The sequence below is a fragment of the Verrucomicrobiia bacterium genome, from assembly GCA_019634625.1.
In the GTDB taxonomy this organism is placed as follows: domain Bacteria; phylum Verrucomicrobiota; class Verrucomicrobiia; order Limisphaerales; family CAIMTB01; genus CAIMTB01.
This window is the reverse complement of the sequence record JAHCBA010000042.1, coordinates 42,417-58,149: the sequence shown is the minus strand read 5'-3', so window position 1 is coordinate 58,149 and position 15,733 is coordinate 42,417. Positions and strand designations below refer to the sequence as shown.

At 67.3% G+C, this 15,733-nt stretch carries 11 protein-coding genes, 1 tRNA gene and 1 pseudogene; 9 read left to right on the top strand and 4 right to left on the bottom strand.

Features of this window, described 5'->3' with window-relative positions; translation table 11 throughout:
• Positions 1-201 precede the first annotated feature (201 nt).
• A complete protein-coding gene (locus KF833_19920) occupies positions 202-426 on the top strand; it encodes a DUF433 domain-containing protein (GenBank protein ID MBX3747581.1) in 225 nt (74 codons plus the stop codon).
• Positions 423-752, top strand: coding sequence for a DUF5615 family PIN-like protein (locus KF833_19915; GenBank protein MBX3747580.1), 330 nt, complete (start codon positions 423-425; stop codon positions 750-752). Before KF833_19920 ends, KF833_19915 begins: the two co-directional genes overlap by 4 nt.
• Before the next feature lie 237 nt (positions 753-989).
• On the opposite strand, the gene cydB is transcribed toward KF833_19915, so the two are convergent.
• Positions 990-2,000: a cytochrome d ubiquinol oxidase subunit II gene (cydB, locus tag KF833_19910; protein ID MBX3747579.1), complete on the bottom strand. Its 1,011-nt coding sequence runs from the start codon at positions 1,998-2,000 to the stop codon at positions 990-992.
• Entirely contained in the window at positions 1,997-3,325 is a 1,329-nt protein-coding gene (locus tag KF833_19905) for a cytochrome ubiquinol oxidase subunit I (GenBank protein MBX3747578.1), read from the bottom strand. The genes cydB and KF833_19905 overlap by 4 nt, the downstream gene beginning before the upstream one ends.
• Before the next feature lie 323 nt (positions 3,326-3,648).
• Between KF833_19905 and KF833_19900 the strand changes: the two genes are divergently transcribed.
• The 5 genes and pseudogenes from KF833_19900 to KF833_19880 all read left to right on the top strand — a co-directional run bounded on the left by KF833_19900 (position 3,649) and on the right by KF833_19880 (position 11,118).
• Complete coding sequence (locus KF833_19900; GenBank protein MBX3747577.1) at positions 3,649-6,975, top strand: sigma-70 family RNA polymerase sigma factor; 3,327 nt, start codon at positions 3,649-3,651, stop codon at positions 6,973-6,975.
• 433 nt (positions 6,976-7,408) lie between these two features.
• Positions 7,409-8,753: pseudogene (locus KF833_19895) on the top strand (TCR/Tet family MFS transporter).
• Positions 8,737-9,486: a 16S rRNA (cytidine(1402)-2'-O)-methyltransferase gene (gene rsmI / locus KF833_19890; protein MBX3747576.1), complete on the top strand. Its 750-nt coding sequence runs from the start codon at positions 8,737-8,739 to the stop codon at positions 9,484-9,486. Before KF833_19895 ends, rsmI begins: the two are co-directional and overlap by 17 nt.
• Positions 9,487-9,718: 232 nt before the next feature.
• Positions 9,719-9,795 (top strand) — tRNA-Pro (locus KF833_19885).
• 141 nt (positions 9,796-9,936) lie between these two features.
• A complete protein-coding gene (locus tag KF833_19880) occupies positions 9,937-11,118 on the top strand; it encodes a hypothetical protein (protein MBX3747575.1) in 1,182 nt (393 codons plus the stop codon).
• A gap of 55 nt (positions 11,119-11,173) precedes the next feature.
• Here the strand turns inward: KF833_19880 and KF833_19875 are convergent, their stop codons facing one another.
• Complete coding sequence (locus KF833_19875; GenBank protein ID MBX3747574.1) at positions 11,174-12,319, bottom strand: glycerate kinase; 1,146 nt, start codon at positions 12,317-12,319, stop codon at positions 11,174-11,176.
• Positions 12,307-13,857 (bottom strand): carbamoyl-phosphate synthase large subunit, encoded by a 1,551-nt coding sequence (carB, locus tag KF833_19870; protein ID MBX3747573.1) that lies wholly within the window; start codon positions 13,855-13,857, stop codon positions 12,307-12,309. Before carB ends, KF833_19875 begins: the two co-directional genes overlap by 13 nt.
• Before the next feature lie 89 nt (positions 13,858-13,946).
• Between carB and proB the strand changes: the two genes are divergently transcribed.
• Together proB and KF833_19860 are read left to right on the top strand one after the other, a co-directional pair.
• Positions 13,947-15,020 (top strand): glutamate 5-kinase, encoded by a 1,074-nt coding sequence (gene proB / locus KF833_19865; protein ID MBX3747572.1) that lies wholly within the window; start codon positions 13,947-13,949, stop codon positions 15,018-15,020.
• Positions 15,021-15,042: 22 nt separating this feature from the next.
• Complete coding sequence (locus KF833_19860) at positions 15,043-15,714, top strand: MazG family protein (GenBank protein MBX3747571.1); 672 nt, start codon at positions 15,043-15,045, stop codon at positions 15,712-15,714.
• Positions 15,715-15,733 lie beyond the last annotated feature (19 nt).

The window sequence follows — 15,733 nt, the reverse complement described above, 5'->3', positions numbered from 1 at the left end:
GTTGGAATGACCGGATGCGACTATGATGGGAATGCCCAACAGTCGGTCGAGGGAACCGGTGCCCGGCGCGTAGCTCGGCTTTGATCCCAGAGGGTTGAGTGTTGACTCCCGGCTGCCATGGTCTCCCGCCAGAGTTCCCTCACCTCGACGTTGGCTGAAGAATTGAATCGACCGTCTGGGATCATGCGCTAGCCTTGTGGGATGAGTGCGGAGCAACCAAGAATCACGATCAATCCCCGGCAGTGTGGGGGACGGCCCTGTATTCGCGGAATGAGAATTCGCGTGACAGACGTTCTTGACCTGCTCGCTGCCGGGCTGAGTTTTGATCAGATCCTGGATGAGATGCCCGATTTGGAACGGGAAGACATCACCGCTTCCATCACCTATGCCAGGAGAGGCATCGACCACCCCGTAATCGCGGCATGATTTGGCTCGATGCTCATCTCTCCCCAGGCATCGCCCAATGGATTCAGGAAAGCCTCGGGCATGACGCTCGAGCGCTCCGAGACCTTGGGCTTCGAGACGCTGATGATGAGGAGGTCTTCGACCGAGCCAGACAAGCTGGCGCGATCAATTTGACCAAAGACAAGGATTTCATTGACCTGGTCGGTCGCCTTGGATCTCCGCCCGCAATCATCTGGCTTCGGTGCGGGAACACTTCCGAAGCTGTGCTCAAGCGGATTCTCGCCGACCACCTCGACGAGGCATTTCGATTTATTTCGAAAGGTGATGCTTTGGTTGAGATCCAGTAGTGCAGCCAACAACATTGCGCTCCACCGAACCGTTGAGGCGTTGTGGGGGCTCGATGGCCGCATCATGCGGGGCCCATTCGGCGGAGGTTGAGGGTAATGACCCACCTCCGGAGGTGGGGCCGGCGGGGCCCCAAGGGTCAGAACCGAAGACACGTTCACGAAGACACGTTCAGGGCTGGAGGCCGATTCGTGTCGCCCCAATCCGAAAAGCTTCATCCGTTCTGGGTCCGCCCTCCATCAATCGTACGAGAGATCCGTGGCCTTCCCCCGAAAGATCCGATAGGCGAGCGCAGTGTAGCCCATGAGGAACGGCAGCACGATGATGGTGCCGATGAAGATGATCCGCAGTGATTCGGGCGCGGCGGCGGCGTCCGCGATCCGCAGCCGGCCGGGGATGATGTACGGGTAGAAGCTGTACACCAGCCCGAGGAACCCGAGCACGAAGATCAGCACGGCGATCCCGAACGGCATCCACGCCAGGCGATCCTCCGGCAATGGCAGGATGCCCAGCAGGAAATGCATGATCGTCGTCAGGGCAATCGAGATCAGGGGCATGGCAACGAGCAGGGTGACTTCGGGAAAAGCGAACATCCGGTCGTAGATCCGGGTGTCGAGGATCGGGGCGATCAGGCTGCTCAGAAGCGCTCCTGCCACCATCGCCCAGATCGCCCGGCGCGCCCATCCGATCGCCCGGCGCTGAAGGGCGCCGTCGCACTTCAATATCAGCCAGGTGGCCCCCATCAGGCCGTAGCCGGCAACCACCAGCACCCCGAAGAAGGCCGCAAAACAGTGGCTCGCGAGTCCCGGCTGCATCCCCGTCATGAACCGGCCCACCATGTAGCCCTGGCTCAACGCCACCACCAGCGAACCGATGAAGAACGCCCGGTCCCACCGTTCCTGGCGCCAGGCGGGCACCTTCTTCCGGAAGTCGAAGGAAACGCCACGGAAGATCAGCCCGACGATCATCACCGCCACCGGCAGATACAACTCGCTCAGAACAATCCCGTGCGCGGCCGGGAACGCCACCAGCAACAGGCCAACCCCCAGCACCAGCCACGTTTCGTTGGCGTCCCAGAACGGCCCGATCGCCCCGATCATCCGGTCCCGTTCACTCCGGCCAACCCGCCGCGACAACATCCCCACCCCGAGATCGTACCCGTCGAGAATCGCGTACAGGAGCATCGACAGCCCGATCAGCAGGGCGAAGGCATACGGCAACCAGGTGCCATGGTCCGGGTCGGCGTTCATGACGCAGCGGAAGGTTGGGGTCCGGCCGGCTTTGGAATCGCCTGGCGGGCCAGATGGAACAGCGCCCCGAGATACGCCAGCAGCAGGAAGACATACGTCACCAGGTACGCCGTCAGCGTCAGCCCCACATGGGACGGCGGCACATCCCCCACCGCGTCCGCAGCCCGGAGGATCCCCTGCACCAGCCAGGGTTGCCGCCCGATCTCCGTGACATACCAGCCCGCCACCGTCGCCACCCACCCGGCAAAGGTCATCCCCACCAGAAGCTTCAGGAACCCGGCCGGAAACGCCCGGCGACGCACCAGCCTCCACACCGCCCACGCCGCCACGCCCAGCATCAGGAGCCCGACGCCCACCATGACACGGAAACTCCAGAATACGGGCATGACCGGGGGATGCTCGCCCTCGAACGCATTCAGTCCCTCGACATGCCCGTTCAGATCCCGCGTGACGATGAGGCTGCCCAGCTTGGGGAGGGCCACCTCCCACCGGTTCGTCCGGGCCTGTCCGTCGGGCAGGGCGAAAAGCACCAGCGGCACCCCGGTCCCGCCTTCCCAAAGGCCCTCCATGGCCGCCAGCTTCTGGGGCTGATGGTCCCGCGTGTTCACCCCGTGCAGATCCCCGGAAACCATCTGCAAGGGTGCCAGCACCGCAGCCAGGATCAGAAAGAACCGCAGGCCGGAACGGGCCGCCGCGCTGAAATCGCCCCGAAGCTGCCGATAGGCCATCAGGCCCGCCCCGAGAAAGGCCACCGTCAGCCCGGAGGCCAGCAGCGAATGGACCAGGCGGTACGGCATCGACGGATTGAAAACCACCGCCCACCAGTCCCGGGCGTGGGCCACCCCATCGACCATCGCATGCCCGGTCGGCGTGTGCATCCAGCTGTTGAGCGCGAGGATCCAGAAGGCCGACAACGTCGTTCCCACCGCGACCAGCGCCGTCGCTCCCGTGTGCACCCACGCGGGCACCCGGCGAAACCCGAAGAGCATCACGCCAAGAAAGGTCGCCTCGAGGAAAAAGGCCGTCAGCACCTCGTACGCCAGCAGCGGCCCGGCGATGTTCCCGACGGTGTTCATGTACCCCGGCCAGTTGGTGCCGAACTGAAACGACATGGTGACCCCGCTCACCACGCCCAGACTGAAGCTCAAGGCGAAGACCTTGGTGAAGAAGAAGTACAACGCCATCCAATGATCCTCCCCCGTCCTCCAGTACCGCCACTTGAAGAACAGCAACACCCACCCCAGCGCGATGGTGATGCTCGGAAAAAGAATGTGGAACGTGATGTTCGCCGCGAACTGGATCCGGGAAAGCACGAAGGCGTCCATCGCTCAACGCGCCTCCGCAAAGACCACCCTCGTCGTCATGCCCGAGTGTACCCCGGCCCCCGCCGGCCGCTCAATACCCGTCCCATGCTTCCTGAGTTGTGGGGAGAGGTGCAAACTTCGCCAGGCCTTGCTTCGGAGGGCCGAGTTCCACGAGGCCGCAACGGTGTGGCGCGTTGGGTTGAGGACTCGCGGAGCTCGTCCCTCCGATTCGCTGCCTCCTCACCCACAACTCCGGGATGCACCAATACCCGTCGGCTCCAGAAATGGGCGCACCCACCGCTGTCGGATTTCGCCCCCCGCCGGCTTTATAGAAGTGATATCGCATGAAGACCGCCGACCAACTGCTGCACGATTACGCCGAACTCGGCTCCGAGGCCGCCTTCGCCGACCTCGTCGGCCGCTACCTCGACCTTGTCCATTCCGTCGCCCTTCGCCGCGTCCATGGCGACCTGCATCTCGCCAGGGACATCGCCCAGACCGTGTTCGCCGACCTCGCCCGTCAGGCCGTCGCGCGCCGCGCCCCAAACGTCGCCGACGAGGGACACCTCGCCGCCTGGCTCCATCGCCACACCTGCTTCGTCGCCTCCAACGTCCGTCGGGCCGAACAACGCCGCCAAACCCGCGAGCGCCTCGCCACCACCATGGATGCCCCCGAACCCTCCCCCGACGCCGCCTGGCCTCAGCTCGCCCCCGTCCTCGATGAAGCCATCCAGGAACTCGGCCCCGCCGATCGCCATGCCATCCTCCTCCGCTTTTACGAACGCCTCGATTTCCGCGCCGTCGGGGCCGCCCTCGGCATCAGCGACGACACCGCCCAAAAGCGGGTCAGTCGCGCCCTCGAACGCCTGCGTTCCCTCCTCGTCACCCGCGGCGTCACCCTCTCCGTCCCGCTGCTCGCCGGGCTCCTGGCCGAACGCGCGATCGTTGCCGCCCCGCCCGATTGGGGAACCGCCCTCGCCCCCGCGGCCAGTCACCTCGCCCGAACCCAGCCTCAAGCCCTCGTCCCCGCCACCACCGGACTTCTCTCCTGGCTCGCCAGCCTCCCCTTCAAGGGGTTCCTCGCCGCCGGTGTCGTCACCGTGGCCACCGTCGCCACCCTCACCTGGTTCCGGACGTCCGATTCCGACGTTCCCTCCTCAACCCCCGCCCCGAATGCCATCCTCGGCCGTCCGGGAACCGCCCCCGACACGGCCCAGCCCCCACAGGCCCGGGTCACGCCCGACACAGAGGCCTTCGCAACCTCGGCCGCCTCCTCCCCGACCGCGCCCGCATCGGACTCCCACCTTCGCCTCACCCTCCTCGCCGCCGACACCGGCCTTCCCATCCCCAACGCCCCGGTCGAGTACCGCGGCTGGCGTGAATCCCGCTTCCAGGGACGTTCCCTGACCGGCGACGAACACGGCGAGTGCCTTGTCGAAGTCGATCCAGGCACCACCTGGCTCCAGCTCACCACCCGCATCGAGGGCTTCGCCGACACCCGCCTCGAATGGCGCCCGGACCGCGGCATCGCCATCCCCTCCGCCTGGACCCTTCGCCTGGAACGGGCCGTGCCCATCGGCGGCACCGTCATCGACGCCGATGGCCTCCCCGTCGCCGGAGCCAAGGTCGGATTCTATCACGAATCCGACCTCACCCGCCGCCCCGGTCCGGAAAACCACGAGTTCTCCTGGATCGAAGTCGAAACCGATGCCGCCGGTCGCTGGCGCATCCAACGCATCGCCGGTTCCATGCTCCGCCACCTCTACGGCAGCGCCAGTCATCCCGACCACGTCGGGTCCCCCATGATCTTCGTCAACCGCATCGCCGATGCCGAAACCCGCCTGCGCGACAGTTCCTGGGTCTTCCAACTCGGCCGCGCCGTGACCGTCACCGGCATCGTGGTGGATCGCGACGATCGCCCGGTCCCGGGCGCCTCGGTCCGGGTCGGACGTGTCAGCGAATCCGGCAGCCGCGAAACCACCGCCGATCGCGACGGAGCCTTCGCCATCCCCGGCTGCAGGCCCGGCGGCAACTTCGTCACCGCCACCGCAGAAGGTTTCGCCCCCACCACCCTCGAAACCGAACTCGCCCCCGACGCGCCACCCGTCCGCCTCGTCCTTGATCGGGGACGCCCCCTTCGCATTCGCGTCGTGGATCAGGCCGGCAATCCCGTTCCAGGCGCCAACGTCTGGCTCGATATCTTCAACCATGGCGCCCGGCACACAGCTCCAGGTCAGACCCCCCCTCCGCCTCCCATCCAGGTTCAGTTCAATCCCCTGACCGACGCCCTCGGCGGCGTCGTGTGGTGGGACGCCCCGGACCGCGAAATGCAGTTCGACTTCCACAAGCGCGGCCACATGCGCGTCAGCAGCGTTCCCCTGCGCCCGGCCGAAGAGGAACACGTCGTCGTCCTTCCACCCGCCCTCGTCGTCTCCGGCACGGTCACCGACGCCACGTCCGGCCAGCCCGTCCCCGGCTTCCGCATGACCGTCGGCTGGCCGGATACCTCCGGCTCGCCCCGCTGGAGCACCCTTGACCGGTTCCTCCTGGACTTCGAGGGCGGGACCTTTCGCCACGCCATGGAAGAGGCCGCCATCGGAGGCATGGCCAATCCAGGTTACCTCTTCAAGTTCGAGGCCGACGACTACGCCCCGTTCGTCAGCCGCCACGTCGCCCACGACGAAGGCGACGTCTCCCTCGAAATCCGCCTCGAACCCGCCGCCACTGTCCAGGTGACCGTACTCGGACCGGACCAGCGTCCCGTGCCGGACGCCGACGTCGGACAGGTCACCGAAGGCGCCCAACTGAAGCTGCTCCCCGGCCGTCTCGACCGCCGGTTCACCACCCACCTCGCCACCGATGCCCAGGGACAGTTCCGCTGGTCCCCGGACCCCGAAGTGCTCCGGGTCCTGGTCGTGCATCCCGTCGGCTTTGCCATGGTCCAGCCCGCCGACCTCTCCAGGGACCCCACAGTCCGGCTTCAACCCTGGGCCCGCATCGAGGGCCTCGTCTGGCAGGGCGGGCAGCCCGCTTCCAACGCGCTGTTCACCCTTTCGTTCCCGGACCTGCCCCTCCAGGCGGCCGACTTCGACTTCGAAGGCTTCCGCCCGTCGAGCGATGCCGAAGGCCGCTTCACCTTCCCCCTCGCGCCCCCTGTTCCCCTCCAGCTCATCCAATTGCTGGAAACTTCTCATGCGCCGGGCCGCACCTCCTGGGGCCACAAGCCCCGCGGCCGTCTCGACTTGAAACCCGGCGAAACCCACCGCGTGGAACTCGGCCTCAACGACCGCCTGGTCCGCCTCGGCCTCCGCCTGCCTCCCGGCATGGACGGCATCCTCCACTTCGCCGTCCTTGCCACCGCGACCCCCATTCCTCCAGCCGCCATCCGCCAGGACCCGGACGCCCTCCAGCGCTGGGCCCGGCAACCGGACATCCGCGCCGCTCTCGCGGGAGCCGTCCATATCCCCCTCGCGCCCACCTCCGACCGGCGCTGGGAATCCGGCGAAGTCCCGCCCGGCAGCTACCACGTTCAGGCCGGCCTGTTGCCCGCCGGGGTCCAACCCGGTCCCGGCACGATCCCCACCATGCTCATTGCCCCCATTATCGTCCCCGAACACTCCGACCCCTCCCTGATCGACCTCGGCGAAATCCTCCTCCAACCCCTCGACTGACCCTCCTCCACTCTACATAATGAACGGAAACTACGTGCACATGCACCCAGTTTCCGTTCATTTGCACCACTCCTCCACCCGGGATTCGCCCCCCTCCCTGCCGCTCCCCAACCCCCGCTCCACACCGCACCCCCACTCCCAAAATGGACGGAAACTACGTGCACATGCACCCAGTTTCCGTTCATTTGCACCACTCCTCCACCCGGGATTCGCCCCCCTCCCTGCCACCCGCCAACCCCCCACTCCACACCGCACTTCCACTCCCCAAATGGACGGAAACTCCGTGCACATGCAGCCCGTTTTCGTTCATTTGCACCCCCCCCTCCACCCCGAGGTTCACCCCCCTCCCCGCCTCGCGCCACCCTCAAAACGAATTGGGAAGCAACACCCGCCTTGCCCCCGCCCACGGAATGCCCTTGTCATGGGCCCCTTGATGTCGTCCCGGAAGCCAGCCCTGCCCTTCATCCTTTTCACCCTCTTCCTCGACATCTTTGGGATCGGCCTGATCATCCCCATCCTCCCGCGCCTGATCGAAAGCTTTCAGGGCGGCAGCGTCACCGCCGCCTCGTTCACCTTCGGCTGGCTCGCGGCACTCTACTCCCTGATGCAGTTCCTTTTCGCCCCGCTGCTCGGCAGCCTGTCCGACCGCTTCGGACGCCGCCCGGTGATCCTCTGCTCGTTGCTCGGCTCCGGACTCGACTACCTTTTCCTCGCCTTCGCCCCGACCCTCCCCTGGTTCTTCGTCGGTCGCATCATTGCCGGTATCGCCGGAGCCAACATCACCGCCGCCAGTGCCTACATCGCCGATATCAGCCCCCCCGAGCGGCGCGCCCAGAACTTCGGCCTCGTGGGCGCCGCCTTTGGCCTCGGTTTCATTGCCGGCCCCGCCCTTGGCGGACTGCTCGGGGACGTCGGTCTCCGCATCCCCTTCCTCGTCGCCGCCGGTCTCACCCTCCTGAACTGGCTCTATGGCGTCTTCATCCTCCCGGAATCCCTTGCCCCCGAAAACCGGAGCCCCTTTCGCTGGACCCGCGCCAATCCGGTCGGCGCCCTCCTCGCCCTGCGGCGTTACCCCCTCGTCTTCGGCCTCACCGGAGCCTTCTTCCTCATCCAGATCGCCCACCAGGTGTACCCCTCCAACTGGGTCCTTTACACCGGGTACCGCTTCGGCTGGACGGTCGGCCAGACCGGACTCTCCCTCGCCCTGGTCGGCCTCATGGCCGCGATCGTGCAGGGCGGCCTGACCCGCCTTGTCATCCCCCGCCTCGGTGAACGTCGCGCCATGTCCCTCGGACTCACCATGGGCGCCCTCACCTTCGTCGCCTACGGCCTCGCCACCCAGGGCTGGATGCTCTACGGCCTCATCGTGATCGGTTCCCTCGCCGGTCTCGCCGGCCCCGCCGTCCATGGTCTCATCTCCCGCAGCGTCCTCGACTCCGAACAAGGCGCCGTCCAGGGCGCCCTCGCCAGCCTCGCCAGCCTCACCGGCATCATCGGCCCCCCCGTTGCCACCAGCCTGTTCGGGTTCTTCATCGGTACCAGCTCCCCCGTCCATCTCCCCGGCGCCGCCTTCTTCTTCGGAGGCCTTCTCACCCTCGCCGCCCTCGCCCTCGCCCGCCGCTCCTTTCACCGGCACCCAACCCCTCACCCCGCCCCGCCCGCCTCGCCCTCGACACCTCCCCCACACCCCAACTCCCCGGCGGATACCCGCTCCACACCATGACCCACCCCGCTCAAACGGCCCCCACCCCGCCCAATCCCATGCCCGCCCCAGCACCCCCGGCCGCCCCCCATCCACCCCCGCTCCAACCTGGCACCCTCTACCTCGTCGCCACCCCCATCGGAAACCTCGAAGACATCACCCTCCGCGCGCTCCGGACCCTCCGCGACTGCCATGCCATTGCCGCCGAGGACACCCGCCACACCGGACGCCTCCTCCAGCACTTCGGCATCCGAAAGCCCCTCCTCAGCACCCACCGCTTCAACGAAGCCCGGCGCAGCGCTGAACTCCTCGAACGCCTCCGTCATGGCGAATGCCTCGCCCTCGTCACCGACGCCGGCACCCCCGGCATCAGCGACCCCGGCCAGCGCGTCGTTCGTGCCGTCCTCGACGCCGGATGCCGTGTCGAAGCCGTGCCCGGACCCTGCGCCTTCATCGCCGCCCTCTCCGCCAGCGGATTGCCCACCGACACCCTTCACTTCATCGGATTCCTGCCTCACAAGTCCGGTCAACGCCGCCGCCAGATCGAAGCCCTCGCTCCCCTCGAAGGAACCGTCGCCCTCTACGAATCCCCCTATCGCATCGAAAAGCTCCTCACCGATCTCGCCGAAGTCCTCCCCGCACGCCCCGTCGTCATCGCCCGCGAACTCACCAAACGCTTCGAGGAATTCTTGCGCGGAACCCCCTCCGACCTCCTTGCCACCACCCGCGGCCGCACCTGGAAAGGCGAATGCACCGTCCTCATCGGACCCGCCCTCCCCCAGCCCATCCGCTCGGAATCCACGCATTAGCGTCTTCCCCCACCCGGACTCGCGAAGCGTCGTCTCGGAGGGCGAGTTCCACGAGGCCGCAGCGGAGTGGTGCCATGGATGGAGGACTCGCGGAGCTCGTCCCTCCGATTCGCTGCATCCTCACCCACAACTCCGGCATGCACCGAGCGTGCACACCAGGCAACTTTCCTCATTGAACTCATCTGCCCGCCACCTAGACTGCCCCCGCCGTCAGCGCACGGCATCCTGTGGTCGGGACGTAGCGTAGCTTGGTAGCGCGCTTCCTTGGGGTGGAAGAGGTCGTGAGTTCAAATCTCACCGTCCCGACCATTTTTCTTCCTTGCCTTCCCAGCGACTGGACCCTTTCAGCAGCCATTTAAGCGACTCGATCGGGGGCGAAACCCACCCATCACCGCTTGATCGACACGCAACGCCTTCGACGTGGAGCAATGGTCGTGTCAGACTCGGCCCGTGAGTTTGGCCCTGCCTCGTTTCATTCCTGCCGGCAATTGCGGCCGCCAGCGATGCCGGAACCCGTGGCTGATACCCCTCCTCCTCGGCATCGCTTTCGCCCAGGCACCAGCCTGGGCGGATGACGATTACATCCCACGTCCGTTCGATCCCGGCATCGGTTTCGAAGGCCTGCTGCCCCGGCCCCCGCTGCCTCCCTACCTCGTCCTCGACCAGCACACCACCCCGATGGGCATCCGCCAGGTCTTCAATACCCCGCAGACCATCATGGGCCAGTCCTTCACCCCGAAGCAGCCGTTCATCGACTGGATCGCCTTCGTGTTCCAAAACCGCACGCAGCCCGGCAACCTGCCCGCACCAGGCAGGCTCCGCGTCCGCCTGTACGCCTCCCTCGACACGCGCACCAGCGTCCTGTCGGATCTCCTCGCCGAGAGCGACACAGTGGCCATTCCGGTCGATACCACCGCATGGCTGATCTTCTCCTTCCCCGATTCGGTGCCCGTCACGCCCGGCACCCGGATCTTCTGCCGGATCGAATGGTTGGATGGACATCCCACCTGGGTGGGCGGCCGGCTTCACGATTTCTACCCGGCGGGGGGCGCCTTCGGATACCTCCCCAACCCGTTCGGGGGCCCCATCCAGAACCTCAACTGGCACCTGTACGACCTTGTCTTCGCCCAGGGAACCGGGCGCCCTCCCAGCGGCGTGCCGCCCGGTGAATTCCTCCAGTGGGCCCTGACTCGCGGGCTCGACACCTTCGACGAGACGGCGGATCTCGACGGCGATGGACGCAGCGCCCTGATCGAGTACCTGCGCGATACCGATCCCCTCTCCTCGAAGGATCCGGCCCGCAGTCGGGCCCACCTCATCGAACTGGATGGCGCACACCACTTGGCGTGGACCTTCGCCGCCCCGGTCCGTCTCGAGTACCTTCATCGGGCGGACGGTTCCGTGGCAGCCGGCACCGGTCATGCCGTGGACGCCCTGGTTCCCATCCCGCACCTCGCAGCGCCCGCCTCCCAAGGCGCCCGGCTGGTGGAAGTGGTCCCGGCCCTCGCCGACACTCTGCCGCCACTCTCACCCTTCCACCGATACCGCACCTTCCGGTTCGAACACCCGATCTCCCGCGCCCCTCACGGCTTCATCCTCCATCGGGTCCAACGCACCGAACCCGGCCAGTGACCCGTCTCCCCTCCTTCCCGCCGTCACACGACCGGGCGCCTCCGGTCCGCCGGGTTCATGCCAACGTCCCCAGTTCCTTCGCCAGTTCCTTCGCCAGTCCCGCAGTGACCGTCCTCAGCGCGGCTGCCGTGCGCCGCATGGCCTGCCCTTCCCCGACACGCTCGACCAGGCTGCCCACCCCAAGGATTCCGCCCGGCCGCTGGCGCCCCAGATCCACGCGCCCCCCGACCAGCACCACCGGCCTGCCCAACCGGGCGCAACACTCGATCAACTGCCCAACCCCCTTGCCCATCAGGCTCGACTCGTCCACCGACCCCTCCCCGGTCAGCACCAGATCCGCACCGGCCACCCGCCGTGCGAGTTCGGACAACCGGGCAAATACGTCGAAGCCCAGCTCCCGGCCCGCCTTGAGGAAGACCTGAAGTCCGAATCCCAGCCCACCGGCCGCGCCGCACCCGGGCCGTTCGCTGCTGAAACCCAGCGTGTCCTCCACCACCCGTGCCAACTGCCGCAGGCACCGCTCCGCCCTCACAATGTCGTCGCGGTTCAGTCCCTTCTGGGGCCCGTACACCCGGGACGCCCCCTCCGGCCCCAGCAACGGATTCCCCACGTCGGTCGCCACCACGAACTCCCCACGGGGCAGTCCCTGCGCCGGCGCTTCGATCGCCATCAGTTGATCCAGGTCAGTCCACTTCCGGATCTCGTGCCCCTCCTTGTCGAGAAACCGCCACCCCAGCCAGCGCCCCACACCGAAGCCGCCGTCGTTGGTCGCGCTTCCCCCCACCCCGATCAGACATCGCTCCGCCCCCGCCCCCACCGCCGCCGTCAGCAGGCGTCCGACTCCCGTGGTATCGAGATCCACCGGGTGGAACCGCCCTGTCGGCAGCAGGGCCAACCCGTTCGACTGCGCCGCCTCGATGACCGCCTGCCCCCGGGACTCCCCATCCCCCCCCTTCCCGCCCGCCCACCACCAGCGCGCCCGGATGGGACGGTTCGCCGCATCCACGGTCTGCACCCACCGCGTCCGCGCCCCCAGCAACCCGCCGATCACCGCGCCGAACCCATCCCCGCCGTCGCTCATCGGCAGCTCCTCCACCTCGTCGCCCGGTCGTGCCCGACGCCAGCCCGCCGCCATCGCCTCGGCCACCTTTCCCGCGGCCAGGGTCCCCTTGAACTTGTCCGGGACGATCAGGACGCGCATGCGATCTGGGCGGGTTGGGCGGCAGACCGGGCATCCGGGTGCTCCTGCGCCAGGCGTTCCTCGAAGTCCACAATCTCGCGGATCTGCGTCAGGAACCACCGGTCGATCTTCGTCAGCGCGAACACCTCGTCCACGGTGAACCCCGCGCGCAGGGCGTGCCTCAGGAAGAACACCCGCTCCGCGTTCGGTACGCTCAACTTCGCCCGGATGACGTCCCGCGGCAGGATGTCCCGGTCGCCGTACACCTCATTGCCGATGCGCCAGGGCTTCCCGTCCCCCCCCAATCCGCTGCGCCCGATCTCCAGCGACCGAAGACACTTCTGCAGGCTCTCCTTGAACGTCCGCCCGATCGCCATCGCCTCCCCCACGCTCTTCATCTGCGTGGTCAGCGTCGGGTCCGCCTGCGGAAACTTCTCAAACGCAAACCGCGGGATCTTGGTGACCACATAGTCGATCGTCGGCTCGAAGCTGGCCGGCGTCTCCCGCGTGATGTCGTTGCGGATCTCGTCCAGCAGGTATCCCACGGCCAGCTTCGCCGCGATCTTGGCGATCGGGAACCCGGTGGCCTTCGACGCCAGCGCCGAACTCCGCGACACCCGGGGGTTCATCTCGATCACCACCATCCGGCCCGTGTCTGGATCCACCGCAAACTGGATGTTCGATCCCCCCGTCTCCACCCCCACCGCCCGGATCACCGCGAAACTCGCGTTCCGCATGATCTGATACTCCTTGTCGGTCAACGTCTGGATCGGCGCCACCGTGATCGAGTCCCCCGTGTGCACCCCCATCGGGTCGAAATTCTCGATCGAACAGACAATCACGCAGTTGTCCGCCCGGTCCCGCATGACCTCCATTTCGTACTCCTTCCAGCCCAGCAGCGACTCCTCGATCAGGATCTCGTTCACCGGCGACAGGTCCATCCCGCGCTTGGCGATCTCCTCGAACTCGTCCCGGTTGTACGCAATCCCACCCCCCGTCCCCCCCAGCGTGAACGCCGGTCGGATGATCAACGGCAGCCGCCCGATCCGCTCGGCAATCTCCCGCGCCTCCTCCAGCGTGTGCGCCGTCCCGCTCACCGGCACGTCCAGCCCAATGGTGATCATCAGATCCTTGAAGATCTGCCGGTCCTCCCCCCGCTCGATCGCGTCCGCCTTCGCCCCGATCATCTCCACACCGTGCCGCTCCAGCGCCCCGCTCCGGTGCAACCGCATCGCCGTGTTCAACGCGGTCTGCCCCCCCAGCGTCGGCAGCAGCACCAGCTTCCCCTCCGCCCCCATCCGTTCCATCTCCGCCTTCTCCCGCACCAAAATCTTCTCCACGCACTCCGGCGTGATCGGCTCGATGTAGGTCCGGTCCGCAAACTCCGGGTCCGTCATGATCGTCGCCGGATTCGAGTTCACCAGCACCACCCGGTACCCCTCCTCCCGCAACGCCTTGCAGGCCTGCGTCCCTGAATAGTCGAACTCACAGGCCTGCCCGATCACGATCGGTCCGGCCCCGATGATCAATACGGAATGAATGTCGGTGCGTTTGGGCATCGCCCCCCCATTCAGCCGGGACTTGCCCCGATTGAGAATGGCGAAATTGAACTCGCGACCCCCTCCACCCCCCTGCTAGCACAACCGCCGTGCGCGCCGCGCTCCTCCGCCAGGCCAGACGCATCGTCGTCAAATTCGGGACCGGCATCCTCACCGACGCCCGCAAACGCCCCGACCAGGTCCAGCTCGCCCAGCTCGTCGCCCAGCTCGCCGCCCTCCGCACCGCCGGCCTCGAACCCATCCTCGTCTCCTCCGGCGCCGTCGGCGCCGGCATGGGCGCCCTCGGCTTCGATACCCGCCCCCGCGATCTCGCCCAGCTCCAGGCCTGTGCGGCCGTCGGACAATGCCGCCTCATGGCCATGTACGAGGCCCTCTTCCGCCACTACGACCTCGGCGTCGCCCAGGTCCTCCTCACCCACGAGGACCTCGCCGACCACACCCGCCACCTCAACGCCCGCAACACCCTCCTCACCCTCCTCCGCCGCGGCCTCATCCCCGTCATCAACGAAAACGACGCCGTCTCCGTCACCGAACTCAAGTTCGGCGACAACGACCGCCTCTCCGCCCTCGTCGCCGCCCTCCTCCCCGCCGATCTCCTCGTCATCCTCACCACCGCCGACGGCCTCCTCCGCCATTTCGACCGACCCGACTGCCACCGCGTCCCCGTGGTCGATACCCTTGATGCCTCCATCGAATCCCTCGCCTCCGGTACCCGCAGCGCCACCGCCGTCGGTGGCATGATCACCAAACTCCAGGCCGCCCGCATCGCCGCCCGCTCCGGCATCCCCATGGTCATCGCCTCCGGCCGCAAGTTCGATGTCCTCCGCCGCATCCTCGACCACGAGGACGAAGGCACCCTCTTCGTCCCCCGCCCCGGCCGCCTCTCCAGCCGGAAACGCTGGATCGCCTTCTTCCACCGCCCCGCCGGTTCCCTCTCCGTCGATCCCGGCGCCCATCTCGCCCTCACCCGCTCCGGTCGCAGCCTCCTCCGACCCGGCATCCGGGACATCCAGGGACGCTTCCCCGCCGGCGCCGTCGTGACCATCACCGGCCCCGACGGACACGAGTTCGCCCGCGGCCTCACCCGCTGGAGCGCCGATCAGATCCTCGCCGAATCCGGCTCCGACGAAGTGGTCCACCGCGACGACCTGGTCCTGCTTTGATCCTCCGATCCCCTGGTTCCCCATGCCCCGCCCCCCTTCCCGCCGCCTCTCCCCTCTCCGCCAACTGGTCCAACTGATGGCCACTCTCCGCTCCCCCGAGGGCTGCCCCTGGGACCGCGAACAGGATCACCGCTCCCTCCGCTTCCACGCCGTCGAGGAGGTGTACGAACTCGTCGATGCCATCGACGCCGGCGACGACCACGAAATGGCCGAGGAACTCGGCGATCTCCTCCTCCAGGTGGTCTTTCACTGCCAGCTCGCCGCCGAACGCAACGCCTTCAATCTCGACCGCGTCGCCCAACTCCTCGTGGACAAACTTGTCCGCCGCCATCCCCACGTCTTCGGCGACACCCGCGTCCGCGGCGTGGACGAGGTCTGGGCCAACTGGGACCGCATCAAGCGCGCCGAGAAGAAGGACACCCCCCGCGCCCGTCCCTCCGCCCTGGACGGCATTCCCCGTCACCTTCCCGCCCTCCTCAAAGCCGAGAAACTCTCCAAGAAAGCCCGCAAGGCCGGACTGCCAGAAACCAACCCACCCGCCCCTCCCCCCTCCCGCCACGCAATCGCCCGCGCCCTCTTCGACCTCGCCGCCGCCGCCCAGGCCAAAGGCTGGTCCGCCGAAGCCCTCCTCCGCGCCGAAATCGACCGCCGCGAACGCCGCTGGCGCCGCCTCGAATCCCCCCAACCCCGCTGACCCCGCGGGTCCCACGGCT